The organism is Priestia sp. SRI_019 (genome assembly GCF_057586255.1).
Genome location: NZ_JBYCZN010000002.1, coordinates 581,731 through 606,777, shown reverse-complemented (window position 1 = coordinate 606,777; position 25,047 = coordinate 581,731). Strand labels below are relative to the sequence as shown.

Here is a 25,047-nt window from a genome sequence, read left to right as displayed (position 1 = left end):
ATGAAAGATAGAATTTTAATTATAGATGACGATGAGCAAATTCGTAATTTAATTGCTATTTACTTAGAAAATGAAGGATTTGAAGCGCTGAAAGTTTCTAATGCTGTATCTGGATTAGCGCTTTTAGAGGAACAAGAAGTAGATTTAATTATATTAGATATTATGATGCCGCAGATGAATGGAATCGACGCTGCTTTTAAAATACGTGAAGAAAAAAACATGCCCATTATTATGCTGTCGGCTAAGTCAGAAGATATGGACAAGATTTCTGGGTTAACAGCAGGCGCAGATGATTACTTAACAAAACCATTTAATCCTCTCGAGCTCATCGCACGAGTAAAATCACAAATTAGACGCTATAAAAAATACAACGAACGTGCTGAGCGAGATATCATTCAAATTGGCGATTTGGAAATTAACCGCAGCACCCGGCTTGTCTTTGTGCGCGGCCAAGAGATTCGTTTAACACCAAAAGAGTTTGATATTTTAGAGCTGCTGGTACGCCACAAAGGAACGGTGATGAGTATGGGGAAAATATATGAAGCTGTATGGCAAGAAGATGCGTTTAAATCGGATAATACCGTAATGGTTCATATTACAAAGATTCGCGAAAAAATTGAGGATAATCCGAAAAAGCCTATTTATATTAAAACCATATGGGGCGTAGGATACAGAATATGAGAAGAATAAGTGTAAAGCTACTTTTTGCTATCATTATAAGTTTTTTGGCTACCAATTTAATTTTTATTTTAATTGCTAGGCTTGTTTTGAGCAGGTATATACAAGAAGCGAAAATGAATGTCCCTGCATATAATGTATTGGCGTTTGGACTTTTTTTTATCGCCGTTGTGGTCTTTGTTTTTGTTTTCTTAGCACTTATCCGTTCCCATATTCGTTATTTGAAAGAAATCTCTAAACAAGTTCAAAAAATCTCAAATGGAGATTTAGGCGCAACCATCCATGTACGAGGAAAAGATGAACTGGCTGAATTAAGTCAAAACATTAACAAAATGTCTGCGCAGCTTCGGACAAAATTTGATCGTGAACGAGAGCTGGAGCAAGTGAAAAATGAGTTAATATCCAGTGTATCTCACGATTTGCGTACGCCGTTAACATCCATCGTTGGATACCTGGATTTAATCAAAAAAAGAGAAAGTATGGATGATGAAACATTAGATAGCTACTTATATATTGTTGATTCAAAAGCAAAATACTTAACTGATTTAATTGAAGAATTGTTCGACTATACAAAATTAACGAGTCCTGATCTTCAGCTTCAACGAAATGAGGTCTATATGAAACGTTTGCTTCAACAGGTAATAGGAGAGTACGAGCCAATTTTAACAAGAGAAGGCATTAACGTTCAGACTAACTTTGCCTGTGAATGGAATGCATTTATTGATGTGGAAAAAATGGTAAGAGTATTTCAAAACTTACTCGAAAATGCCCAGAAATACAGCAAAAAGCCTTCTGTGTTAGAGGTGGATCAGGAGATTGACGAGGGCTACATAGTTATTTCTTTTAGGAACAGCATTAACATCAGTGAAAAAATTGAGGTAGAAAAGTTGTTTGATCGATTTTATCGAGGTGATGAATCAAGAACGGACGCGAATGGTTCAGGTTTAGGACTGGCTATTGCAAAACAAATTATTCAGCTGCATCAAGGAGAGATACGAGCGGATCTTCAGCATAATAAGCTCACTTTTTTTATAAAGCTGCCGTTAACACAAGAAAGCCTTAAGAATCACTTGTAAAGATTCTTAAGGCTTTTTGCGACTATTTTGATACCGTATTCAAATTCTGCAAGCGTCGCATAAGAAAACGATATTCTGATATGCTGTGATGTCTCATGGTCATACAATGCGCCTGGATTTAAAAGAACTCCTTCGTCGAGACAGTGCTTAAATAACTTCCGCATCGAAACAGGCTTATGCAGCGTAAGCCAAAAATAAAAACCTCCGCTCGGAGCATTCCACACAGCGAGATTCTTCAAATACTTCTCTAGAATAGCCAGTGTTTGCTGAGATTTTTCTTTTAATTTATAGCGTACGCTGGCCACATGCTTGTCATAGATTCCGGTTTTGAGTGCTTCAGCAGCGGCCCATTGAGATAAGGAGCTGGCTCCGTAGTCAACTTGCATTTTAAGATCAGCTAATCGCTCAATTACATGTTCAGGCCCTACAATCCATCCAATTCGAAATCCTGGACTGAATGTTTTAGAGAACGTTCCTAAATAAAGAACCATTCCATTTTTATCTTGAGCTTTTAATGAAAGTGGAGGCGGTGAATGGAACCAAAGCTCTCCGTAAGCATCATCTTCAATAATAGGCAAATGCATTCTTTCACACTGGCGAAGCAGTCTTTGGCGCCTTTGTTCACTCATCGTTACATTGGTGGGGTTATGAAAGTTCGGTATTGTATATAAAGCTGTGCCTTTTTCTTTTTCGTGCTGGCCTTTTAATGAAGCTAAATGTATTCCTTCTTCGTCTAACGAAACGCCCGTTATTTTCATTTGTGCGGACTGAAATAACGGTAGAGAATAAAGATAAGAAGGCTTTTCAGCTAATATATTGGCACCTGGAGGCAGCAGGCCGATTGAAATCAACTGAAGGGCTTGAAGTGAACCGGATGCAATTAAAATAGATGAAGGAGAAGTTTCGATGCCTCGTTTTTTTACATGCTTCACTAACTCTTGTCGAAGTTCATTATTTCCTCTTGGGTGCTCGTAGCCCAAGTGTACGCTTCTATGGTTAATTCCGCTAAATAGTTCCGCAAGCTGATGGGAAGGAAGCAGGTCAGGTGCTAACTCTCCAGTTCCTAAACGAATAATGCCCGGTTGAAATTCAGCTTCGTTAATATGGCGGATAGTCGGAGAATTTGGTCGGTATATTCCTGCTTCTACATACGAATTCCAGTTCATGTGAGAACCTGATGCTAGTAAGCTCCACGTATTGTTAATGACCTTGGTGCCACCGCCTTTGTTTCCGCTGAGCAGTCCTTCAGCAATTAAGTTTTCGGTTGCTGTCACCACCGTGCTTCTATTTACAGAAAAGCTAGCAGCTAAATGGCGCTGTGAAGGAATTTTAGTTCCAATAGGCCACTCTCCATTTATGATTTTCTCTTTCATATACTCTTGAATTTGTTTGTGCATTGGCTTTTTATCAGCCGGATCTGGAGTCCAGTTCATGTGAGACCACCTTTTTATAATTTGGTTGGTATTATAAATCAAAACTTGGATGGAGACAACAGGGGATGTCAATTGTAGGATAAAAGAGAAAGGAGAGAGCAACATGTTTACAGTGGTTATACATGCTTTGTTGTTAGCATTCGGTTTGATTTTACCTTTAGGGGTACAAAATGTGTTTGTTTTTAACCAAGGAGCAAATCAACGAACGATCAAACAGGCGCTTCCCGTAGTGGTAACGGCTTCTGTTTGTGATACGATTTTAATTCTAGTAGCAGTGCTGGGAGTTTCAGCCGTAGCCGCTGCTTTTTCATTTTTTCAAACGCTTATTTTTGGAATAGGTTTTCTTTTTTTAGCGTATATGGGCTTTGTGACGTGGAAGAGCGAACCGTCAAAAACGTCAGTAAAGGAAGGGATGCCGGTAAAAGCGCAAGTTTTATTTGCTGCTTCTGTATCTTTGCTAAATCCCCACGCGCTGATGGATATCATGGGCGTAATCGGAACAAATTCTCTACTGTACAGCGGAAAAGAAAAGTGGGTTTTTACATTGGTTACGATATGCGTTTCATGGATATGGTTTTTATCCTTAGCTTTTGCAGGAAAAGCAGTAGGGAAAATGGATTCAAATGGAAAAATAATGATTTGGGTCAATAAGGCTTCTGCATGTATGATTTGGGGAGTAGCTCTTTACATGGCAAAAAGTATGTTTTTTCAGTAAAATAGATGCTAAAAGGAAAGTTATGTAATAGAAAGAAGTACTTTTTCTAGAAAGCGAGGGGTAAAGATGATTCAAGGAATTAATCATATGTGCTTTTCTGTGTCAAATTTAGAACAATCCATCATATTTTATCAGAAAGTGCTAAGAGCGGAACTTTTATTAAAAGGAAAATCCACCGCTTACTTTAGTCTAAATGGACTGTGGCTGGCGTTAAACGAAGAAAAAAATATTCCTAGATCAGACATTCAGTATTCGTATACTCATTTAGCGTTTTCTATTTCTATTGAGAAATTTGACGAAGCAAAAGAACTGTTAAAACAGCATAATGTAACCATCTTACCGGGAAGAAACCGCGACAAAAGAGACAGAAAATCTATTTATTTTACGGATCCGGACGGTCATAAATTTGAATTTCACACCGGTACGCTCCAAGACCGTTTAGCGTATTATCAAGAAGAAAAGCCTCATATGACATTTTATTCGCCAGAAGAGTAGTATTAAAATAGGTATATAAGGTTACAGTTTTATTACATTCGCATTCCTCGCTCAGTTATCATTAAATAAACGATGCTGTTGTGATATAATGGAAAAAAAGTGAGGAGGAGGAAGAATGTATACCGCAAAACAGGTGAAGTTTGGTTCGCATATTGTGATAGGCGTACTTTTCGGCATTTTAGCTGCAATGTTAATCGGCACTTTTTATCAAAATGTACCAGGTGTATTACCGTACGGGATGATTAGCGGACTTGCAGTAGGACTCATAGCAGATACATATTATACAATTAAAACAAAAATAAAGGTTATCTAATATAGTGTAGTACTATTCTCAGGAGAAATAAAAGATTTCTCTTGAAAATAGTACTATTTTTATGAAAAAAATGATTAATTTCTATTTTAGAAAAATAAGTATTTAGAAAAATAAGTATTTAGAAAAATAAGTAAACTTGCTAAAAATTGTAAGATTTTGAAGCAGAACTAGAGGGTGAAATATCAAATTAACTCTAAGTATAGAATTATATGTTAAAGTAAATAACCGTTTTCTAAACAGTGAAGCGGTTTTTATTTTTTCCCTAATTAGTTTTAATGCGCGTAAGATAAAAGATATAATAACTAAGCAATTGTTAGTAAAACTGCGGATAAGAGGTTTTTTAAAGTTGCTACTAACAGATAAAATATTGTTGCTTTTAATGGTTCATCTATAGAAAACTTGATAATTTTACTAAAATCGTTCTTTTGGAGTACGTAATATATGCTATCATTGTTGGGTGAAAAAACTACATACCAAAGTTTGGTGAAAAAACTACATACCAAAAAAAGGAGAAAGAAATGAAGAATTTAAGAAAAATCGGCCTAGGACTTGTAGCATCATTGTTATCTATTAGTTTAGTAGCTTGTGGGTCAACAAAAGAAGAACAAAAACAAGAATCTGCTAAGCAAGAGCAGAAACAAATGGGGAAAGAGCAGAAAAAACTTGAACAAAAAATCTCTAAATTAGAGAGCGAGTGTAAAGACTATACAAAAGAAAAAGGATATATGGAATCTGATGATTATCTTGTTTTTGAAGCAGACTTTAACATACTTGCAAAGTCAATTGAAAGCAAGAATATTCTTCAAGGCGATGATGGTGAAATAGACAAACACTTAAAAGACTTAAAAACTGAGATAGACAATTTAAGTAATGATCAAGCAATAAAAGCTCAAAAGCGTTACGGCTCAGCAGCAGATGTGTACGAGGCTGCAATAGGTACCCACTTACATTATGTATTAACTAAAGCCGATATTACTCAGCACTTTAATGCAGTGAACACTATTGAGTTAGACAAAGATTTTAATGCAGATAGCTATAATTATGAAAAAATTGATGCAGACGCAACTGAGGCTATTAAGGCCATACAAGGAATGCCTATGAAAAGAATAAAGCTTATTAAGGAAGAGTTGGAGAAATATAAAGCTAGTTTTAGTACTGAAGAATATAATCAATTGAATTCCGCAGTCACTAGCGTAACTTCGTCATTAAATAAGCAAGTTGAAATGCTAGAAGTTCTACAAAAAGAAAGTGGTAAGGATAAATCAACTTTAGAAGAAAACACGAAAGCTGCTGAAACACAATTTTTAGACGCTAAAGAAAAAGTGTCTGCATTTGAATCTAAATATGATATCCAAATGTAAAATATGTGCTTTAAATACAATTGTTTATTAAAATAAAAAGCCGTTTCTTATACAAAGAAACGACTTTTTTATTTTTCTCTATTAATCTTAGGTGTATGTAAGAAGAAAGAGAGTATAACGCAATTAGAGCCAATAGCGTAGCAAATAAGAATGCATCGTTACTACCATCTATAACAGAAATTATAAATAAAAGACTTATCCGCTACTACTTGCATTAGGGATAAGCCTTTTTGTTTTATACTTAGTTCCAAACTTCGTCTAAAGTATCTCTAAATAATTGATCTAATTCATATGTAGGGTCATCTAATTCTACAGATAAAGTTCTGACGTATTTGTTTAAACGGTCAATTTCTAAGTTTAAAAATTCATTAATAACATTGATGCGTGGTTCTAAATCTAACTCATCACCACTAATTTTACGCTTTAACAGCTTACTAACCTCTTCTTTTAATTCTCCTTCAGGTAACAGTTTCTCTAAGAGAATAGGGAATTCTAGTGGAGGAAATTCGTTATATTGCTCAATCCACTTAGCAGCTAACACGGGTCTTAAAACATAAAAATTTTTTTTGATTTTTACTTCGTCACCTTGTAAATATTCTCTAAAGTTATTTCTAGCCATATTTAAATAGTGATATATACAAGAAGTAGGAGTAAAGATGTTAGAATGTAGTTCTTTCATTTTATCAAATGTTGAATACGCCTTGTAATATACAATGTTTGATTGCATCCATTCTAGTAAAGGTGGGTTTGATTTTCTAAAAAGTTTTAATGTCTTGGTTAAGTCCCAGCCGCTAACATCTAATAGGTCATTAATAGGTAGCTCTATTACATCTCGCTTTTTACCTAAACCGATTGGATCAATGCTTAAATATTTATTTCTCTTATGAATATAAATAAACCTAATATCATAATCGCTATCTTTAGATGGAAAGTCCCACGCTCTACTTCCAGATTCACAAGCGTATAATACTTTTACCTCGTAATCTTCTTCAATTTTCTTTAAAGCTGCAACGATTGTTTCTCTCATAACCCAACCTCATTTTCTTTTAATGCTTTCTATATACAAAAGCTATTACTATTTCTCCTATTATATTTCATAATGGATGGAAAATGGTAAATAAATAAAAGAAGCTTCCTTTAGGCCTCTAAAAATCTACGAAAATGAAAATATAGAGAGTAAAAAATTATATCACTCAAAAAGCATTACATCCAATCCGTTTCTGCGGTAACAGGTTAGAAGCGTATACAGTTCTGCACGGTGATGGTATAGATGAGACTGAATTTCAAGCAGCCATTCAAAACGTGTATACGTGCATCCCCAATAGGATGTCTGCAGTGAAAACAGCTTTTGTTCGTCAAAAGAAGAGTAGACCGCTTTTAGCTGGTTAAAACCTTCTATTAAAGCTGCTTTGAGTTCAAGCTTTGTATAAGCTGGATGCTGCAGATAAAAGTCATTCATTTTATCTGCAGAGTAGCCTAAGGAAATATAGTAGTCTGCACTACAAATGAGACATAAATGCTGCAGCAGCTCTTGAATAGACCGCTTGTGAGGGAGGGGACGATAAGCAAGCTCTTCTTCTGTAACGTCATTAATGATGGCGGTTAGGGAATGGATATTAACGTTTATTTGATTAAACACCATCTCACAGTACGAATTCATATATTCACATCCATTTTATTCAACTAAATACCGCATTTTTTGATCGAGCCAGTACTCTGATTTTTCATTGTTATCGAGCTTGATATAGCAATCGACAATTTCATCATAAATGAATTCCTTTTCTTCTACTAAATCAATAAATTTAATGAGTAAGAATACGGCTTTTGAAACTTTTCCATTCTCACAAAGCCATTCTTTCATCCAAATTAATAGGTCAAGAAGAATAATTTCTATTTTCACTCGGATATCAAGGAACCAGTCGTCATAAATCGTTGTTAAATAATGAGGAACCAATTGGTGCAGTCGCTGTTCAGCTTCCTTGAATTTCAGCGCCGGATCAGACTGTTCGGTAATCCACTGAAGGTCAGTTAGTAAGTCTAATCCATCGCTTGACACATCGGCGTTTAAAGAAATGAGCTGCCTGTTAACAAGTAAAACCGGCTCTCCCTTTTCTGCGTTCAATAACTTTTTTAAATGAGACAAGTAGACGCGTAAATTCTTTTTGGCGTTGCTTAAAGGCATTTCGGGCCACAGCGCTTCGCATAGCTGTTCTCTGCTGATAGAATGGTGAAAAATAAGATAGAGTAAAATCTCTTGAGCAAAGCGCTTATTCCAGCCTTCTGTAATAAGCTGGCCATTTACATAGACGGAAAAAGAGTACAAAAAATCTACTTTAAGAGAGGGTGTATGTGCATGAAAATCTTTTTGTATATCTATAGCTGTGTCACTTTCCCAGTTCTTAAGTATTTTCATAGGATCATTCTTTAAAGAAGGCAGTTGTTGTGTATTATTTTTAATAAAATCTATGATGATTTCTTTGATTAAAGCTGTTTTTTCTTTTACTAGAAATAAAGAATGTGCGTTGGGTATGGTCATATGACTGTAGTTTTTTAAAAACATCGTCTTTGAAATCAGATACTGAGATGAAAACAGCAAATCATGTTGGCCAGATAAAGTGAGTACAGGAAGTGAAATACTAGTCAACTCTTGAAATAGATTGTCTGTAATAGATAGTTTAAGAAAGCGGAAATATATACTGGGATCCATTTTTTTTAGTCTTTCAATTACCTGTTGTATGTTTATAGGTTCCAGACTCTCTAGTTTGCCTAATTCGAAAATTTTTTCTACCGGTATTTGGTTTTTACTTTCTTCGTTGTAACATCTCTTAATCTTTTGAAGGGTGCTATCTGAATAAAAAGGAAGAGACAATAGTATAAGTCCTTCAATAAGAAATTCATAGCGAGCAGCAAATTTAATAGCGATTTGTCCTCCAAATCCCACTCCAACTAAGTAACATTTTTTTATATGTAACGTATGTAATAAGTGGAAAAGATCTTCAATATGACCCTCAAACGATATCTCCCCTGTAGAGGAGGAGCTGTTTCCTATCTCTCTCAAATCGTATTGAATAACACGGCAATGCTGGGTTAATTCCGCAGTAATGGAATCAAAAAGCGTATGATCAGTGATAACAGAATGAATCATCACAATGGTTTTTGTCTTGTCAGTGAATACGGGCGAATGAACTTCATAGTAAATTTTTTCTGTCGCCGTATGCAGAAAAGGCATAAAAACAATCCTCCTAATGTCTAACTGTAGCGTTTGTGTAACGGTAAAATTATTATGATAAGAATAGACAAAAATTTCAAAAAAATGGGTGATTTTTAGTAATTGAAAAATGTCTAATGTTCTAGTAATATCCATTATACTGTAAAACCATAGTGAAAAATAAGGGAGAATGCCCAAAAACAGAAAAAAGAAAACGTTATCAACTTCGAAAAAAGAAGAACGGAGGAGAATTATGAATTTTAAAGACGAAAATACGTTAGACTTAGAATGGGTTATGCTTATAATGGAAGCAAAACAAACAGGTATAAGCATCGAGGAAGTTAGACAGTTTTTACAAAGTATTAGCTCAAATTCTTAGCCGATACACTAGTAAGGAAATAAAGAATTCTCTAAGCATAGATAACCTTTATAGCGAGTCTCAAGCTATGTCCACTAGATGTATAATCATCCCTTTACAGTAAGAACGTTTATTTATAATGCACGGTAAAGTGAAATTATGGTATTATTATCGATAAGTAAGCATTAGTAAGGGTGATTAAAATGACAATTGGCCAACGTATTCGAGATCTCAGAACGAAACAAGGAATATCGCTAACAGAACTTGCAAACCGAGCGGGTGTTGCTAAATCGTACATATCTTCAGTAGAAAGAGGAATTCAGCTCAACCCATCTATTCAATTTCTAAACAAAATTTCTACCTCATTGAACGTGAGTATTGATAGATTGATTCATGAGCCTATGGATAAATCTGAATCGTTGGATATTGATAATGAGTGGCTTGAGTTAGCAAAAGAAGCAGCGGAGTCAGGAATAAGCAAAGAGCAGTTTAAACAATTTCTAGAATTTCAAAAATGGCAGCGGGCAAAGCAAGATTAACTTCGCGGAATATACATAAAAGAGAACTTACATAGAATAACTGCTAAAAAAGAGATTCCATTTATCTATGGAATCTCTTTTTTTAGGCTTAAGAAGAAATAAAATGGGACGAGAATTCTTTTTCTCGCTGAAACTGAATACGTTCAAGAGTTATTAATTTAGGCTTTCTTTTCTGTTCAAACTGTCTCAATGTTTCTGAAATCTCTTTGTTTTGATAAAAAACTTGATGCAGTAAGTCAGACAGTAAGTCAGCATCTTTTAATGACTCGTTTAATCCAAAAGCGCCAGTAGGAGTCATCGTATGAGCAGCATCCCCTAATAATAACAGGTGATGCTTTGACCATACTTCGCTTATGCTGCTTTGCACAGAAAGAAGCGTAAAGTCTGACCACGACGTAATAAACCTTTCTATTGAAAGGTTTAAGCTAGGGAAAGCGTCTATTAAACGCTGAATAAACGGTCTAAACGATTGTTTCCGAAGAGCAGGATAGCTGCCTTTTTCAATATTCCATCCGATTTGAACAAAGCCTTTTGCTTGAGGAAAAAGCGCTACCTGCTGCTGTTTCACAAGTGCAAATTTAATAGAAGGCTCCCAAGTGGCTGGTGCAGGAATTTTTGCCCAAAGCAAATCGTATCCATGATTATGAATATTGTTTTTTATGTGCGCAAGTTTGCGAACAGTTGAATATCGGCCATCTGCTCCAATAATGATTTTACTTTCAACTATTATTTCACCCCGGCCTTTTTGCTGAGCTTTTATTCCAGTATATTGTCCTTTTTCATTCTGCATGAGCTCCGTTACTTTTGTGCCCAGCATAAGTTTGTAGGAGGGATGGATGCTTGCTTGGTTATTTATAGACTGAAGGAGATGCTGCTGTGGAACATGAATTCCTGCATGTCCAAGTTCAGATTCTATCGTTTTGAATACATGTCCATCCTTCCAGTATTCAACCCTAGACATTCGAAGGAGGCCTAAGCTTTCAATCTCTTCAAATATATAATGTTTCTTAAGAATCTTTTCTCCATCTTCATTTAAATGTTCGCCTCGAAATTCTTTTCCAAGCGTATTAGAGCTCTCTATAAGTATAGTTGATATATTTTGTTTAGCCAGTAGATAGGCTAGTAGAGCACCGCCTGGTCCGGCTCCTATTATACACACGTCTGTTTGATAGTTCATTTTCTTCACCTTGTTTGTTATATGCAATTAAGTTACTTTTCGTAAGTATATTAACTTTTATAAATGTGAATGTCAACTTTTTTATAGCTTTTCTTCGATGGAATTCGCTGTTTGGTCAAAACACAAATAAGGTTTTACATATTCAAAGTCAAAGATTAAGTTTTATGGTAAACTAAAATACACAAATTATTTTGAATAATTTGTATAAAAAGTAAAATTTCAAAATTGTTGAGAAAAAGCACGGTTGGAAAGCTGCAGGATTTTTAGCAAGAAGAGTAGAGATCGTCTCTGGAAATTCTAGCAAACTCCAATTTCGACTGGAGGATGATTATGACAAAAGTAGAACATTATATTCAAACATTGGGTAACAGTGCAGATTTGCTAACGAAAAAGCAGACAAGCATTTACTTCGAAAAACTTTCAAACACCTTTCCTTTTTTAACAATCATGCAAATTAATTGGCGAAAAGTATTAATTAAAAAGTCCACCCGGCATATTGAAGAAATCAAAAAATGGCTTCAAGAGATGAATATAAAAGAACATCAGGTTGTTTTATTTTGGAAACGAGCAACTAAAGCTGTAAGCGTCGATTTAGCTCAGGCTTTACTGTTTTTTCAACAAACAGCTGATCTGACAGAAGAAGCATTTATTTACTGTCCGTCTGTTGACTATGTCATTGAGTATTTTAAAGACGGTAAAATGATGATTGGTTTAGCAGCACGTTAATTAAAAGGAAAAAAGCTGAGGGAGGAGGGGAATTAGAACTTCTTCACTCAGCTTTTTATGCATATAAAATCTAAAAAATACGAAACATAACGTTATTTACAACATAAATTACCTTCTCTTTATAATTAGTGGGAAAAGTATTGACATTTTCCATAAAACAAATATAATTAACATTAATCATATTGTTAATTGTAAAAAGAGCGATCAGGAGAAATGATGAATGTCGAACAATAAAGCAATGACGAATCAAACGAAAAAAGAATATCCTAAACCCTATGGCTATACGTCAGATATTGCTGTATTTACGATTGTGACGGAAGAAAAAGAGCCATACAAACCACCTAAAATGAGTTTGAAATTAATGCTTATCCAACGAGCAATGGTGAACGCAGAGGGAGAAAAGAACAGCGAAGCAGGAAAGTGGGCGCTTCCCGGCGGATTTGTCCATCCTGATGAATCAGCTTTTGAAGCGGCTAAAAGAGAGCTCGAAGAAGAAACGGGCGTAAAGGACATTCATTTAAAACACTATGGTGTCTATGATGAGCCTGGCAGGGACGATAGAGGATGGGTCATTACAAACGCACATTATGCAATCGTCCCAGAAGATAGTCTAATAAAGCGAAAAGCGAATGATGATGCTGCTCGAGTTGAATTATTTAAAATAGATAAAATCTTTTCATTGCCTTTAGCTTTTGATCATGAAATCATCATTCGAGATGCAATCAAGGAAATTAAGAAAGATTTATTGCAAACGACCATTGCCCAGAAATTTCTGCCTTCTCAGTTTACATATTCTGAGCTGCAGGCTGTGCTGCTTACCGTAACAGATGATGCAGCGATTAAAAGTGATCAGGCCTTTGCACGAAAAATAAGAATGCTGCCATTTATTGAAGAAGTAGACGGAAAAACAACGACGAGAACGTCTAAAAAACCAACAAAGCTCTATCAGTTTGTTGAAATGAATGTGATGAAGCCAATCTATACAGCACGCTATTAAAAGAAAAACTTTCAATCTAAATAATTAACAATATGTTAACTGTTAATTTTCAATTATGAGGGGGAAACATAATGAAAAAAGCACTGATTAACATCGATTATACAAATGATTTTGTAGCTGAAAACGGAGCTTTGACATGCGGAGAACCAGGGCGATACATTGAAACATTCATAAGCGATATTACGCGTGAATTTATTGAGCAAAACGAGTATGTGGTGTTCGCCATTGATTTTCATAAAGAAAATGATTCCTTGCATCCAGAATCAGCGCTGTTTCCGCCTCATAATGTTGAAGGCTCTGCAGGAAGAGAGCTATACGGAAAGTTAAATGATTTATATAATGTGTATCGATCACAGGCAAATGTAGAATGGATGAATAAAACGAGATACAGCGCATTTGCTGGAACGGATCTGGAGATTAAACTTCGAGAAAGACAAATTACCGATGTCTACTTAGCAGGTGTATGTACGGATATTTGTGTACTTCATACAGCAGTAGATGCCTATAATAAAGGATTTGCTATTTATATCTATGAAAAAGCCGTAGCAAGCTTTAATCAAAAAGGCCATGAGTGGGCGCTTGAACATTTTAAATCTTGTCTCGGAGCAAAAATTATTTAAGGACATAAAAGTGGAGGAAACCAATGAATATGTTTACAGATGACAGCGTAATGCTACACACCGATTTATATCAAATTAATATGGGAGAAACGTACTGGGAAGATAATATTCATCAAAAGAAGGCTGTTTTTGAAGTTTTCTTCCGCAAACTTCCTTTTGGGAATGGCTATGCTGTTTTTGCTGGATTAGAAAGAATTATTGAATATATTAAAGCATTTAAATTTAGCGAATCAGATTTAACTTACTTGCATGAAGAATTAGGTTTTAAAGAAGATTATTTAGCTTACTTAAAAGACCTTACGTTTACTGGAACGATTCGATGTATGCGTGAAGGTGAGCTTGTGTTTCATAATGAACCAATTTTACGTGTAGAAGCACCATTAATTGAAGCTCAGCTCGTTGAAACAGCTATTTTGAATATTGTGAATTACCAAACGCTGATTGCGACAAAAGCAGCTCGAATCAAACATGTAGTAGGAGATCAAGTGGCAATGGAATTTGGAACACGCCGCGCTCAAGAAATGGACGCTGCTATTTGGGGAACAAGAGCAGCTTATATTGGCGGATTTGGTGCTACTTCTAACGTGCGAGCAGGAAAGAAATTTGGAATTCCAGTTGCAGGAACGCATGCTCATGCGATGGTGCAAGCTTATAAAGACGAATATATTGCATTTCATAAATATGCTCGTCGCCATAAAAACTGCGTGTTTCTAGTTGATACGTACGATACGTTAAAATCAGGAGTTCCCAACGCCATTAAAGTAGCAAAAGAATTAGGCGATAAAATTAATTTTACAGCGATTCGCTTAGACAGCGGCGATTTAACATATTTGTCTAAAAAAGCTCGTCAAATGTTAGATGAAGCAGGGTTTACAGAAACAAAAATTGTTGCTTCCAACGATTTAGATGAAGATACGATTATGCATTTAAAGTCGCAAGGTGCACAAATAGACATGTGGGGAATTGGTACGAAGCTCATTACTGCATATGATCAGCCGGCGCTTGGAGCAGTGTATAAACTCGTCTCTATTGAAGGAGAAAATGGCGAGATGATGGATACGATTAAAATTAGCGCGAATCCTGAAAAAGTAAGTACACCAGGGTTGAAGCGCGTATATCGTATTATTAATAATTTGAATGGAAAATCTGAAGGGGATTATATCACGATGGAAGACGAAGATCCTCAAAGCGAAGAACGTTTAAAAATGTTCCATCCTGTTCATACGTTTATCAGTAAATTCGTCACGAATTTTGAGGCAAAAGAACTCCATCATGATATCTTTGTAAACGGAGAGCTTGTGTATGAAACAGAAGAGCTTCAGGAAATTCAGCAGTACGTAAAAGATAATCTAGAGCTGCTTTGGGATGAATATAAGCGCACGCGCAATCCTGAAGAATATCCAGTAGATTTAAGCGAAAAATGTTGGGAAAATAAAACGCGTCAAATTGCGTACGTGAAACAAAAAGTAGCGGAAGCCCTAAACAAAAAATAGTAGGGAGCTGGAGACATGTCAGATACGCTTGCTTATTTTCAACAGTTAAACCCTGATAAAAAAATAGATAAGCTTTTAGAAAAAGGAGCGAAAATTGGGATTTATGGTTCTTCTTTTGATCCGGTTACCAATGTTCATCTTTGGACGGCATCAACGGTTGCGCATCGAAAGAAGTTAGATGCTATTATCTTTTTGCCTTCATCGCACAAACGAACGGATAAAAAGCTCCAGACGTTGGATGAGCACCGTGTAAATATGGTTAGCTTGGCGATTAAAGATAACCCAAAATTTTTGCTCGATACGTATGAGCTAGACGTATTGCCCGGCTATCATTACACATACTACACTATGGAACACTTTAAAAAATTGCTTCCACACGCTGACTTATTTTTTATTATGGGAGCGGACTTACTGCAAGATATTGGCGAAGGCAAGTGGAAGAAAGCAGATGAACTTATTAGTAAAAACCAGTTTATCGTCATGGCAAGAGAGGGAATAGACATGTTGAAAGCTATTAGCCGTTCTCCTTTGCTTCGAAATTATGACGACGGCCGGTTTCAGCTTCTTGATAAAGGGCTGGCGATGGAAATCAGCTCTACTTATATTCGTCAAGAATTTGCCCGGGGTGGAGAACCAAGATATTTAATGCCTGATCTCTGTTATTTTTATAGTAAAAAACATGGATTGTATCAGTAAGAAATCTACATATAATGGAAGGAGAGCATGTGTCATGTCAGACATGCAAGAAAAAATAAGAAAAGAGCTACATGTGAAATCTGAAATTGATCCAGCACAGGAAATTCGTGCCCGCGTTGATTTTCTCAAAACCTACCTAAAGTCAGCAAATGCAAAAGGCTTTGTATTAGGTATAAGCGGAGGGCAGGACTCTAGCTTAGCTGGACGATTAGCGCAGATTGCTGTAGACGAATTGCGAAAAGAAGAATATGAAGCAAAATTTGTAGCCGTTCGCTTGCCTCATGGCACGCAGCATGATGAAGCGGATGCGAAGGCGTCACTAGAATTTATTAAACCTAATGAAACATATACGTTTAATATTAAAAACACGGTAGAAGCATTTGAAAGTTCGTTTACAGGTGCGACAGATATAGCGCTGTCTGATTTTCATAAAGGAAATGTCAAAGCACGTACGCGTATGATTGTACAGTATGCAATCGGAGGAGAAAACGGCCTTTTAGTTATCGGAACCGATCATGCAGCAGAAGCAGTAACAGGCTTTTTTACAAAATACGGGGATGGCGGAGCAGACGTGCTCCCTCTAACGGGACTAACAAAACGTCAAGGAAAAGCATTGCTAAAAGAATTAGGTGCAGATAAACGATTGTATGAAAAAGTACCAACAGCTGACTTATTAGATAATAGTCCTGGTCAATCTGATGAAACGGAACTAGGAATTTCTTATAATGAACTAGACGATTATCTGGAAGGAAAAGAAGTATCACAAGAAGCCGCTGAAAAAATTGAACAGCGCTATCGTATTACGGAACATAAACGTCAGTTACCGGCTAGCATGTTTGATGAATGGTGGAAATGAGAGAAATGCCCATATTAGGTATATCTAATATGGGCATTATTTTGACTGATTTCTTTCATAAAACAAAAAAGAGGCGGAAAAAGTGCAATTTAACAAATTGTTTTCTCATACACACTTTGTTATTCTTACGCACTTTGGTATAATGAAGTGCTTTTAATATTATTGAGGAGGAACATTTTTTATGGCAGTTGAAGTAGGTAGCAAGGTACAAGGTAAAGTAACAGGTATTACTAATTTTGGAGCATTTGTAGAATTACCTGGAGGTCAAACTGGGCTTGTACATATTAGTGAGGTAGCTGACAGCTATGTAAAAGACATTAATGACCATCTTAAAGTTGGTCAAGAAATTGAAGTGAAAGTCGTTAATGAGAAAGACGGAAAAATTGGATTATCGATTAAAAAAGCAATAGATAAACCTGAAAGACCCTCATCTTCTTATTCACAACGCCCGCCACGTCAGGCAAGAAATAATGATAATCGTTCTAAAAGCAACTTCCAACCAAAGGAAAACTTCGAACAAAAAATGGCGCGTTTCTTAAAAGATAGTGAAGATAATTTATCTACACTAAAACGCAGCACTGAATCAAAACGAGGTGGCAGAGGCGGAAGACGCGGATAAATCCCTTCCACTTTAACTACTTTATTATATAGCTGAAGCAAGCCAGTAAAAATTGGCTTGCTTCTTTTTTGTAATAGCTTAAGTACATGTGCTAGAAGAGTAAAGAGAAGGTTAGGTACTTACTTGGTTGTAAAGTAGATGCCAATAGTGACAAGAGATGAGAGAAGATCAAGGATGAGTAGGATGAAATTTAAATCTATCATAATCATGCCTCCCTTTGTGCGAGCGTTGACGTTAGTATCTGCAAGATCTCATTTTATTATTCGTAATTTTTGAAAATTTCATTTAATTAAGTGCGATATTTTATATTAAATTAAACTATGTTCTAAATAACAAGTAATAAAATAAAAAGCGCTTATAAGAACAATTTTCTTAAAATAATAAAAAAACCTTATAAGTAAACAAAGGAAAAGTAGGGATGAGTCCCTGATAAAAATAGCTAAATTAACAGAAATTCGTCAGTATTCTTGTATATTCATCTAATCTCTTCATAATTTTAGGAATAAAAAAGTTACAAAAAGAAGAGAAACAGACAAAATTCTTCATTTTTTGAGCATTAGTGCTTAATTTGCACGAATATATAAAATGATTCCATAGACTCAAGGATTTTATAGTAATATATAGAACTTCCATACTATTCTAGTTTTTAGCTCACTAGCTAAGTAAAAGATGCGTATGTTCTGGGGATGAAGGCATACATAGTAGCACGAAGTATAGAGAGAAATGGAGAGGGAAAAAACAATGAAAAAAGTATCAATTCGGTCTGTATTAAGTACAGTAGCATTTTCGGTTGCTTTATCTTCTTTTGCAATGGGCGCATCTGCGAACGGAAATTCAAAACCAGCGCTTGAACCGTCTTTAGTTAAAATTCAAGGAGACTATAACTTAAAGTCGGCTAAAAAAGTAAAAGTGATTGTGGAGTTAAATGAAGAGTCTGTAGCGGAAGCAAAGAAAAAAGGAGTAGCGCAAAGTAAAGGAAAGATTAAAAAAGCGCGTGACGAAGTGAAAAAAGAGCTTTCAAAAGCTTCTAAAACTTCAAAAGTAAAGCGTGAATATGACCAAGTGTTTTCTGGGTTTTCAGCGGAACTTCCGGCTAATGACCTTGAAAAAGTAGCAAGTTTACCGGGAGTAAAAGCTATTTATCCAAGCGTTGAATATCATACAACAGAAGTGAAATCGAAAGAAGTGAGCGCCGAAGAATACGGTTCTGAAATGGATAAAAGCATTTACTATGTAGGAGCAGATCAAGCGTGGAAATCAGGATATACAGGTAAAAATATGACCGTAGCCGTTATCGATACAGGCGTTGATTACGACCACCCGGATTTAAAGTCAGCGTTTGAGAAGTATAAAGGATGGGATTTTGTAGATGAGGACAAAAATCCTCAAGAAACGCCTGATGGAGATCCAAAAGGCGAAGCAACAACGCACGGAACGCACGTAGCGGGAACAATTGCAGCGGATGGGAAAATTAAAGGGGTAGCTCCTGATGCTCATTTACTTGCTTATCGTGTACTAGGGCCAGGAGGAACAGGTACAACGGAAGACGTGATCGCCGGTATTGAACGTGCGGTAGAAGACGGAGCGGATGTAATGAACCTGTCGCTTGGAGATACGATTAATAATCCGGACTTGGCAACAAGTATTGCATTAGATTGGGCAATGGAAGAAGGAGTAGTTGCCGTTACGTCAAATGGAAACAGTGGACCAGCTAACTGGACAGTAGGGTCTCCGGGAACGTCTCGTGAAGCTATTTCAGTTGGTGCAACTCAGCTTCCTTACAATTTGTATAAAACGACATTAACTGTAGATAACGCAAGCTATGCTTCAGCTGAAGTAATGGGCTTTCCAAATGACAAGGCGCTACTGGATGCAAGCGGTAAAAAGTATGAATTTGTACCTGTCGGACTCGGAAAACCAGAAGACTTTGAAGGAAAAGATGTAAAAGGAAAAGTAGCGGTTATTTCTCGCGGTGACATTGCGTTTGTAGATAAAGTTGATAATGCGAAAAAAGCCGGCGCTGTGGCAACGGTGATTTACAACAATGTAGAAGGGACAATCCCTGATATTTCAGGCACATCTTTGCCAAGTATTCGCCTATCAAAAGCTGATGGACAAGCCTTGGTTGCTTCTTTGGCAAAGGGATCGGTTACGGGCTCTTTTAGTGCAACGTTTAATCAGACAGTCGATGAAACAATGGCTGACTTTTCATCGCGCGGACCGGTTGTTGATACATGGATGATTAAGCCGGACATTTCGGCACCGGGAGTCGATATCATCAGCACAGTGCCAACTAATGATCCAAGCAACCCTCATGGATATGGGTCCAAACAAGGAACAAGTATGGCGGCACCCCACGTAGCAGGAGCAGCAGCGTTAATTTTACAGGCGCATCCAAACTATAAAGTAGAAGACGTAAAAGCATCTTTAATGAATACAACGGAACTGCTTCGTGACCGCAACGGGCTGGTTTATCCTCATAATACGCAAGGTGCAGGAAGCATGCGCGTAGTAGATGCAATTAAAGCAAAAACCCTTATTACACCAGGAAGTCACTCGTACGGTGTTTTTTATAAAGATAAAGGGAAACAAGTAGAAAAACAAAGCTTTAAGATTAAAAATCTATCAAATCACAGTCAAAAATACTCGATCAAAGTAAAATTTAAGAAAAGCCATCAGGCAATTGACGTTAAATCAACAAACGATTTAGTGGTTAATGCCGGGAAAACGCAAAAAGTAAATCTGAATGTAAAAGTAGATGCAGGGAAATTATCTCCTGGCTATTACGAAGGGACAATTACCGTAAGTAACAATAAAGAAACGTACGATGTTCCAACCATCTTATTTGTAAAAGAGCCGGATTATCCTCGCGTTACTTCTGCGTATGTAGATGTACTTGGAAATGGCTCATTTGAATACGGGAGTTATTTACCAGGAGGAGCAGAGAAGCTTAGCTATTACATTTACGATGCAACGTTGGAAAAAGGGGAATTGTTAAGTTCGTATACGAATGTAGAAAAAGGATTCTCTAGCGCAACGTGGGACGGAAAGATTAATGCTGAAGCTCTTCCAGCGGGAACGTATTATTTATACGCAGAAGCAGTAAAAGCAGGTCAGACGACAGGTTCTTTAGGAGAATTTGAAATTAAATAAATAAAAAAAGAGTGCCAGTCTAACTGACACTCTTTTTTTATTGAGCCGTATATCCACCATCGATCACCGCAGCTTGGCCGGTTACGCCTTTTGCTAAATCACTTGCTAAAAACATTGCATAATCTGCAATTTCATCAACTGCAAGCAAGCGCTTTTGAGGAACAAGAGGATAAATGACTTCTTCTAGTACTTTTTCAAGCGCTACATTTCGCGTACGTGCCAAATCTTTTAATTGATTTTGAACAAGCGGCGTATCCACATAACCAGGGCAAATCGCATTTACCGTAATGCCGTGCTCTGCACCTTCAAGAGCAGCCACTTTCGTTAAGCCAATCACGCCGTGCTTAGCGCTGTTGTATGCCGCTTTTCCTGAGAAACCAATCAATCCGTTAATAGAAGACATGTTCAAAATGCGGCCGAATTTTTGCTTTTTCATAATAGGAAACGCATGCTTAGTCGCAACAAAAGGTGCAACAAGCATAATTTTCGTTAAAAGTTCAAATTTTTCAGTAGGAAATTCTTCGAGCGGGGAAACAAATTGCATGCCAGCATTGTTAATTAATACATCAAGGCGGCCATATGTTTCAACCGTTTGAGCAATCATTTGTTCAATATCACTTTCATTTGTCACATCTGCTTTAATGCCTAATGCTTCGTAGCCTTTTGTCTTCAATTTGTCTGCTGCTTTCTTAACTCCATCTTCATTCAAGTCAGTTAAGACAACAGTCGCTCCGTCTTCAGCAAAGCGCTCACCAATTTGATAACCAATACCTTGAGCTGCACCTGTAATTAACACAATTTTGTTTTCAACCATCGTTTTTTCCCCCTTATATGTAGATGATATAAAATCGCTTACTCTTCCATTTTATCAAAAATTATCTTGATTTAGCGAGTTTTTTAACTGTACTTCACGCGAAAAGAATGGGTGTGGGAAGGGGTGTTTACTATCTTTACTTCCACGTTGCTAACAGAAGCGAACGGCGAGGGACCTTTTTTAATTTCTTCAATAAATTTTTGGATATTACTTTCTTCACCTTCAGCATCAATTTCGACTTTTTGATCGTCTCGATTTCGTACCCATCCGTTAATAGAGTATTCCATTGCTTTTAGCTGCGTATAGTGACGGAACCCAACTCCTTGAACGCGTCCGTCTACAATCATATGCACATGTTTTTTCACTGTTCTCACCTCACAGGCAATTTTCCCTTTTTTATAAAAAAGAAAACAACTACAATCTTACTTTTCACTGTATAATAGAAAAAGGCATTGTAAGACTTTAACAATTATAATGTAGATTAAATAAGAAAGAAGGGTTACGAATGCAAGCAGCAGCACGAACGCAGCAAGCGCAGCCGGCAACGATTTATCGTATTTTATTTGCTATTAGTTTAGGACACTTCCTAAATGATTGTATGCAGTCCGTTATACCGGCACTTTTTCCTGTCCTTGAAAAATCGATGAATTTAAACTACACGCAAATCGGCTGGATTGCCTTTGCTTTAAACATGACGTCATCGATTATGCAGCCGGTATTCGGCGTATTTGCCGATAAGCGCCCCTCGCCATTTTTATTGCCAATTGCTATGTGTTTAAGCATGATTGGTATGGTTGGGCTCGCTTTAGCGCCAAATTTTTATTTTGTGATTATATCTGTCTTATTTGTAGGATTCGGCTCAGCTATTTTTCATCCGGAAGGTTCTCGCGTAGCGTATATGGCAGCAGGAGGAAAACGCGGGCTGGCGCAGTCTATTTATCAAGTTGGCGGAAATACAGGACAGTCGATGGCTCCGCTATTTACGGCATTTATCTTTATCGGACTTGGTCAGTTTGGAACGATTTGGTTTACGTTAATTGCAGGTATCGGCGTAGTGGTTTTGTATAGCGTCTCTAAATGGTATAAATCGGAGTTAGCTACTCGTCAACGCTTGAAGAAAAAGCAGTCAGATGCTTCATTTACGATGAACAAGCAAATTATTTTTGCAGTTGGACTTTTAATTTTTCTAGTTTTTGCACGTTCATGGTACGGAGCAGGCATCCTTAATTTCTTTCAGTTTTATATCATTGAAAAATTTAATTTGCCTATCAAAAGCGCTCAGCTTTACGTTTTTTTATTTATGATTGCAGGGGTCTTTGGAACATTCTTTGGAGGTCCGCTTGCCGATCGTTTCGGAAAACGAAATATTTTATTGTTTTCTATGTTAGGGTCAGTACCGTTTACTTTATTACTGCCTCATGTTTCTCTCGGAGTGGCAGCACCTCTTTTAGTACTAATCGGCTTTATTCTTCAGTCAAGTTTCAGCGTTACGGTCGTCTATGCTCAGGAGCTGATGCCGGGAAAAATCGGCTTGGTTTCCGGCTTAATTGTAGGTCTTGCTTTTGGAATGGGGGCTTTAGGAGCTGTTGTATTCGGTAAATTAGCCGATGTATTCAGCCTTCAGTTTATTATGCTGTTTTGCAGCTATCTTCCAATTCTAGGGCTGTTAACATGGCTGTTACCGAGCGATAAGCGTGTGAAAGAAATGCACGAAGCAAAATAAGAAAAAGAAAAAGCAAACGCGCCTTAGCGTTTGCTTTTTCTATGAGCGTGAAGCAAATTTCAAGACGGATTCATATTTTTCTCCTACAATAGAGACAATAGAAATTGAAAATCGAAAGGAAGAATCACCTATGATCAAGCTAAGCGTATTGGATCAGTCTCCTGTTTCAAGCGGATCAACACCAAAGGAAGCGTTGAAACGCACGGTAGAGCTGGCTAAATTAACGGAAGAGTTGGGCTACCACCGCTTTTGGGTAGCAGAACATCATAATACGAACGGTCTTGCGGGTTCATCTCCGACACTATTAATGACGCACTTAGCTTCTCAAACGAGCCGAATCCGAATTGGATCTGGAGGAGTCCTTCTTCCTCAATATAGTCCGTATAAAGTAGCAGAAGATGCTCAGCTGCTTGAAAATCTGTTTCCGAATCGAATTGACTTAGGTCTTGGACGGTCACCGGGAGGAGATGCGCTTACCCGGCTAGCGCTGACAGATGGAGTTCGTAAAAGCCTCAATGAATTTCCGCGGCAAATTCAAGCGTTAAAAGGACATCTTGAGCATAATTTGCCGTCGGAGCATCCATATTACGGCGTGACGGCTTATCCGTTAAGTGAAACAAAGCCAGAACTGTGGCATCTTGGCATTAATAAAAGAGGAGCAAGATCTGCTGCTGAGCTGGGCATCTCTTTTACATTTGGACATTTCATTTACTCAGTTGGTGGACAAGAAGCCATTCGTCATTATAAACAACAATTTATCCCTTCTTCGTATCAATCAAAGCCTAAAACCAATGTATGCGTATTTGTTGTATGTGCAGAAACAACAGAAGAAGCCGAGCGGCACGCTAAAACGTTAGATGATTGGCTGTTGAAAGTAGCTAAAGGCGGAGATACAACGGTTTCATCGATAGAAGAAGTGCATAATCGTTCTTATTCAGAAGAAGAGCTCAAAAAAATAACCAACAATCGTCCTCGTATGATCGTAGGAAATCCAGCTGAAGTAAAACAAGGATTAATCGGGCTGCAGCAAAAATACGATAACGACGAATTTTTAATTATTACAAATATCCATGATTATGAAGCAAAAAAGAAGTCTTATGAGCTGCTTGCAGAGCTATTTCCTCAACCCTCATTTTTTTAAGAAAAAGATGGGGTTTGTGAGTAAGCTATTGATATGAGAGGGGTTTAAGAGGGGGGATTAGGCGTTTGCCCCATTTTTGCCCCACTAATTACTTAGATAACGATCTAGCTTAGTAATGTTTTCAGATTCATATTTCTTTGTAATATGAAGATATACATCAGCTGTCATTTTAATGTTTGTATGTCCTAGCCGATCACTTACAAATTTAATATCAGCTCCCCTCTCTAATAACATAATTGCATGAGTATGGCGTAAACCATGAGGGCTTATGTGATGCAGTCTAGCTTTGTTGGTAATAGCCTTCATAATATCGTTAATTCGAAATTCACTAAGCGCTTTACCATTGGCTTGGGTAATCATGTACTCTTGTTCAATATAATTAGCTCCATATTTAAGTTTATTTCTTTTTTGCCAAGTTTGATATTTTTTTAACTCAGTTACCAATGTATCATCTATACTTATTGTCCGCATACTGCGTTTCGTTTTAGGAGGCTTTACGCCGTGACTGTTCCGTGTTTTAGTGATGCTAATAGTTTTATCTTTAAAATTAATATCGTCCCAATGTAATGCAATTAATTCACTTTTTCTCATGCCTGTACGCAAAAGGGTAATAGCTACGATATATTGATAAAAAGGGCACTGTTTTGCTGTATCCATAAAAATGGTAACTTCATCTCTTGTAAGATAATTAATTTTTCTCTCGGAAAGATCCTTTTCTTTTTTTATAGAGATATTTCTATATTTGTTGTAGGTTAGCATTTCTAGCTCTACCGCTTTATTTATAGCAATACAAAAATGAGAATGATGAATTAATTGCTTCACTAGATGCGGCCCAGGGCGGATTTAGTAATTTGTA

At 36.9% G+C, this 25,047-nt stretch carries 26 protein-coding genes; 18 read left to right on the top strand and 8 right to left on the bottom strand.

All coding sequences use genetic code 11. The features are described from left to right. Complete coding sequence (locus tag AC2YJL_RS13380; protein ID WP_028408662.1) at positions 1–681, top strand: response regulator transcription factor; 681 nt, start codon at positions 1–3, stop codon at positions 679–681. Continuing rightward, entirely contained in the window at positions 678–1,754 is a 1,077-nt protein-coding gene (locus AC2YJL_RS13375; protein ID WP_251568023.1) for a HAMP domain-containing sensor histidine kinase, read from the top strand. Before AC2YJL_RS13380 ends, AC2YJL_RS13375 begins: the two co-directional genes overlap by 4 nt. Here AC2YJL_RS13375 and AC2YJL_RS13370 read toward each other — a convergent pair. Beyond that, positions 1,745–3,187, bottom strand: a complete 1,443-nt coding sequence (locus AC2YJL_RS13370; RefSeq protein WP_251568025.1) for an aminotransferase-like domain-containing protein — start codon at positions 3,185–3,187, stop codon at positions 1,745–1,747. The genes AC2YJL_RS13375 and AC2YJL_RS13370 overlap by 10 nt on opposite strands. Before the next feature lie 103 nt (positions 3,188–3,290). Here AC2YJL_RS13370 and AC2YJL_RS13365 point away from each other — a divergent pair, with 103 nt between their 5' ends. The 4 genes from AC2YJL_RS13365 to AC2YJL_RS13350 all read left to right on the top strand — a co-directional run bounded on the left by AC2YJL_RS13365 (position 3,291) and on the right by AC2YJL_RS13350 (position 6,071). Next, a complete protein-coding gene (locus AC2YJL_RS13365; protein ID WP_251568026.1) occupies positions 3,291–3,902 on the top strand; it encodes a LysE/ArgO family amino acid transporter in 612 nt (203 codons plus the stop codon). Positions 3,903–3,968: 66 nt separating this feature from the next. Then, the gene (gene fosB, locus AC2YJL_RS13360) at positions 3,969–4,397 is read left to right on the top strand and encodes a metallothiol transferase FosB (RefSeq protein WP_195694125.1); all 429 of its coding nucleotides are present in this window, start codon (positions 3,969–3,971) and stop codon (positions 4,395–4,397) included. 115 nt (positions 4,398–4,512) lie between these two features. Further along, complete coding sequence (locus tag AC2YJL_RS13355) at positions 4,513–4,710, top strand: hypothetical protein (RefSeq protein ID WP_016763981.1); 198 nt, start codon at positions 4,513–4,515, stop codon at positions 4,708–4,710. 518 nt (positions 4,711–5,228) lie between these two features. Next, entirely contained in the window at positions 5,229–6,071 is an 843-nt protein-coding gene (locus tag AC2YJL_RS13350) for a hypothetical protein (RefSeq protein ID WP_230932547.1), read from the top strand. A gap of 241 nt (positions 6,072–6,312) precedes the next feature. On the opposite strand, the gene AC2YJL_RS13345 is transcribed toward AC2YJL_RS13350, so the two are convergent. From AC2YJL_RS13345 to AC2YJL_RS13335, 3 genes are all read right to left on the bottom strand, one after another. Then, positions 6,313–7,098 (bottom strand): nucleotidyltransferase domain-containing protein, encoded by a 786-nt coding sequence (locus AC2YJL_RS13345; RefSeq protein WP_251568028.1) that lies wholly within the window; start codon positions 7,096–7,098, stop codon positions 6,313–6,315. Between the two features lie 162 nt (positions 7,099–7,260). After that, positions 7,261–7,731 (bottom strand): DinB family protein, encoded by a 471-nt coding sequence (locus AC2YJL_RS13340; RefSeq protein ID WP_195694119.1) that lies wholly within the window; start codon positions 7,729–7,731, stop codon positions 7,261–7,263. Positions 7,732–7,746: 15 nt separating this feature from the next. Next, positions 7,747–9,300 carry an alpha/beta hydrolase gene (locus AC2YJL_RS13335; protein WP_251568030.1) on the bottom strand — a complete coding sequence of 518 codons (1,554 nt, stop codon included), beginning with the start codon at positions 9,298–9,300 and terminating at the stop codon, positions 7,747–7,749. Positions 9,301–9,469: 169 nt separating this feature from the next. Here AC2YJL_RS13335 and AC2YJL_RS13330 point away from each other — a divergent pair, with 169 nt between their 5' ends. Next, positions 9,470–9,658, top strand: coding sequence for an anti-repressor SinI family protein (locus tag AC2YJL_RS13330; protein WP_338091364.1), 189 nt, complete (start codon positions 9,470–9,472; stop codon positions 9,656–9,658). 182 nt (positions 9,659–9,840) lie between these two features. Continuing rightward, positions 9,841–10,176, top strand: coding sequence for a helix-turn-helix domain-containing protein (locus tag AC2YJL_RS13325; protein ID WP_050688748.1), 336 nt, complete (start codon positions 9,841–9,843; stop codon positions 10,174–10,176). A gap of 88 nt (positions 10,177–10,264) precedes the next feature. On the opposite strand, the gene AC2YJL_RS13320 is transcribed toward AC2YJL_RS13325, so the two are convergent. Beyond that, positions 10,265–11,353, bottom strand: a complete 1,089-nt coding sequence (locus AC2YJL_RS13320) for an FAD-dependent monooxygenase (protein WP_251568032.1) — start codon at positions 11,351–11,353, stop codon at positions 10,265–10,267. Between the two features lie 330 nt (positions 11,354–11,683). On the opposite strand from AC2YJL_RS13320, the gene AC2YJL_RS13315 reads away from it, so the two are divergent. From AC2YJL_RS13315 to AC2YJL_RS13280, 8 genes are all read left to right on the top strand, one after another. After that, on the top strand, positions 11,684–12,079 hold the full coding sequence (locus tag AC2YJL_RS13315) for a CDI toxin immunity protein (protein WP_028408652.1): 396 nt from the start codon (positions 11,684–11,686) through the stop codon (positions 12,077–12,079). 220 nt (positions 12,080–12,299) lie between these two features. Further along, the gene (locus AC2YJL_RS13310; protein ID WP_251568033.1) at positions 12,300–13,076 is read left to right on the top strand and encodes an NUDIX domain-containing protein; all 777 of its coding nucleotides are present in this window, start codon (positions 12,300–12,302) and stop codon (positions 13,074–13,076) included. A gap of 71 nt (positions 13,077–13,147) precedes the next feature. After that, positions 13,148–13,696, top strand: a complete 549-nt coding sequence (locus AC2YJL_RS13305) for a cysteine hydrolase family protein (protein ID WP_195694113.1) — start codon at positions 13,148–13,150, stop codon at positions 13,694–13,696. 23 nt (positions 13,697–13,719) lie between these two features. Further along, entirely contained in the window at positions 13,720–15,189 is a 1,470-nt protein-coding gene (locus tag AC2YJL_RS13300; protein WP_016763992.1) for a nicotinate phosphoribosyltransferase, read from the top strand. 15 nt (positions 15,190–15,204) lie between these two features. Then, complete coding sequence (gene nadD / locus AC2YJL_RS13295) at positions 15,205–15,885, top strand: nicotinate (nicotinamide) nucleotide adenylyltransferase (RefSeq protein ID WP_098525103.1); 681 nt, start codon at positions 15,205–15,207, stop codon at positions 15,883–15,885. A gap of 34 nt (positions 15,886–15,919) precedes the next feature. Next, a complete protein-coding gene (gene nadE / locus AC2YJL_RS13290; protein WP_195694110.1) occupies positions 15,920–16,741 on the top strand; it encodes an NAD(+) synthase in 822 nt (273 codons plus the stop codon). 181 nt (positions 16,742–16,922) lie between these two features. Continuing rightward, positions 16,923–17,360 (top strand): S1 domain-containing RNA-binding protein, encoded by a 438-nt coding sequence (locus AC2YJL_RS13285; protein ID WP_013056909.1) that lies wholly within the window; start codon positions 16,923–16,925, stop codon positions 17,358–17,360. Between the two features lie 741 nt (positions 17,361–18,101). Beyond that, a complete protein-coding gene (locus AC2YJL_RS13280) occupies positions 18,102–20,513 on the top strand; it encodes a S8 family serine peptidase (RefSeq protein WP_285852713.1) in 2,412 nt (803 codons plus the stop codon). A gap of 37 nt (positions 20,514–20,550) precedes the next feature. Here the strand turns inward: AC2YJL_RS13280 and AC2YJL_RS13275 are convergent, their stop codons facing one another. After that, positions 20,551–21,327 carry a 3-hydroxybutyrate dehydrogenase gene (locus AC2YJL_RS13275; RefSeq protein ID WP_013056911.1) on the bottom strand — a complete coding sequence of 259 codons (777 nt, stop codon included), beginning with the start codon at positions 21,325–21,327 and terminating at the stop codon, positions 20,551–20,553. A gap of 83 nt (positions 21,328–21,410) precedes the next feature. Beyond that, positions 21,411–21,692, bottom strand: a complete 282-nt coding sequence (locus tag AC2YJL_RS13270; RefSeq protein ID WP_025752251.1) for an acylphosphatase — start codon at positions 21,690–21,692, stop codon at positions 21,411–21,413. Positions 21,693–21,832: 140 nt separating this feature from the next. Between AC2YJL_RS13270 and AC2YJL_RS13265 the strand changes: the two genes are divergently transcribed. Next, positions 21,833–23,050 (top strand): MFS transporter, encoded by a 1,218-nt coding sequence (locus AC2YJL_RS13265; protein WP_013083032.1) that lies wholly within the window; start codon positions 21,833–21,835, stop codon positions 23,048–23,050. A gap of 130 nt (positions 23,051–23,180) precedes the next feature. After that, positions 23,181–24,191: an LLM class flavin-dependent oxidoreductase gene (locus AC2YJL_RS13260; protein WP_251568035.1), complete on the top strand. Its 1,011-nt coding sequence runs from the start codon at positions 23,181–23,183 to the stop codon at positions 24,189–24,191. An 84-nt stretch (positions 24,192–24,275) separates the two neighbouring features. On the opposite strand, the gene AC2YJL_RS13255 is transcribed toward AC2YJL_RS13260, so the two are convergent. Continuing rightward, complete coding sequence (locus AC2YJL_RS13255; protein ID WP_251568036.1) at positions 24,276–25,013, bottom strand: site-specific integrase; 738 nt, start codon at positions 25,011–25,013, stop codon at positions 24,276–24,278. Between the last annotated feature and the right edge of the window lie 34 nt (positions 25,014–25,047).

Coding starts and splice junctions, on each gene's coding strand:
- AC2YJL_RS13285 (WP_013056909.1), top strand. CDS start 16,923: ATGGCAGTTGAAGTAGGTAGCAAGGTACAAGGTAAAGTAACAGGTATT.
- AC2YJL_RS13375 (WP_251568023.1), top strand. CDS start 678: ATGAGAAGAATAAGTGTAAAGCTACTTTTTGCTATCATTATAAGTTTT.
- AC2YJL_RS13350 (WP_230932547.1), top strand. CDS start 5,229: ATGAAGAATTTAAGAAAAATCGGCCTAGGACTTGTAGCATCATTGTTA.
- AC2YJL_RS13315 (WP_028408652.1), top strand. CDS start 11,684: ATGACAAAAGTAGAACATTATATTCAAACATTGGGTAACAGTGCAGAT.
- AC2YJL_RS13345 (WP_251568028.1), bottom strand. CDS start 7,098: ATGAGAGAAACAATCGTTGCAGCTTTAAAGAAAATTGAAGAAGATTAC.
- nadD (WP_098525103.1), top strand. CDS start 15,205: ATGTCAGATACGCTTGCTTATTTTCAACAGTTAAACCCTGATAAAAAA.
- AC2YJL_RS13260 (WP_251568035.1), top strand. CDS start 23,181: ATGATCAAGCTAAGCGTATTGGATCAGTCTCCTGTTTCAAGCGGATCA.
- AC2YJL_RS13305 (WP_195694113.1), top strand. CDS start 13,148: ATGAAAAAAGCACTGATTAACATCGATTATACAAATGATTTTGTAGCT.
- AC2YJL_RS13330 (WP_338091364.1), top strand. CDS start 9,470: ATGCCCAAAAACAGAAAAAAGAAAACGTTATCAACTTCGAAAAAAGAA.
- AC2YJL_RS13310 (WP_251568033.1), top strand. CDS start 12,300: ATGTCGAACAATAAAGCAATGACGAATCAAACGAAAAAAGAATATCCT.
- AC2YJL_RS13265 (WP_013083032.1), top strand. CDS start 21,833: ATGCAAGCAGCAGCACGAACGCAGCAAGCGCAGCCGGCAACGATTTAT.
- AC2YJL_RS13275 (WP_013056911.1), bottom strand. CDS start 21,327: ATGGTTGAAAACAAAATTGTGTTAATTACAGGTGCAGCTCAAGGTATT.
- AC2YJL_RS13380 (WP_028408662.1), top strand. CDS start 1: ATGAAAGATAGAATTTTAATTATAGATGACGATGAGCAAATTCGTAAT.
- nadE (WP_195694110.1), top strand. CDS start 15,920: ATGTCAGACATGCAAGAAAAAATAAGAAAAGAGCTACATGTGAAATCT.
- AC2YJL_RS13300 (WP_016763992.1), top strand. CDS start 13,720: ATGAATATGTTTACAGATGACAGCGTAATGCTACACACCGATTTATAT.
- AC2YJL_RS13365 (WP_251568026.1), top strand. CDS start 3,291: ATGTTTACAGTGGTTATACATGCTTTGTTGTTAGCATTCGGTTTGATT.
- AC2YJL_RS13340 (WP_195694119.1), bottom strand. CDS start 7,731: ATGAATTCGTACTGTGAGATGGTGTTTAATCAAATAAACGTTAATATC.
- AC2YJL_RS13320 (WP_251568032.1), bottom strand. CDS start 11,353: ATGAACTATCAAACAGACGTGTGTATAATAGGAGCCGGACCAGGCGGT.
- AC2YJL_RS13370 (WP_251568025.1), bottom strand. CDS start 3,187: ATGAACTGGACTCCAGATCCGGCTGATAAAAAGCCAATGCACAAACAA.
- AC2YJL_RS13335 (WP_251568030.1), bottom strand. CDS start 9,300: ATGCCTTTTCTGCATACGGCGACAGAAAAAATTTACTATGAAGTTCAT.
- AC2YJL_RS13355 (WP_016763981.1), top strand. CDS start 4,513: ATGTATACCGCAAAACAGGTGAAGTTTGGTTCGCATATTGTGATAGGC.
- AC2YJL_RS13280 (WP_285852713.1), top strand. CDS start 18,102: ATGAAAAAAGTATCAATTCGGTCTGTATTAAGTACAGTAGCATTTTCG.
- AC2YJL_RS13325 (WP_050688748.1), top strand. CDS start 9,841: ATGACAATTGGCCAACGTATTCGAGATCTCAGAACGAAACAAGGAATA.
- fosB (WP_195694125.1), top strand. CDS start 3,969: ATGATTCAAGGAATTAATCATATGTGCTTTTCTGTGTCAAATTTAGAA.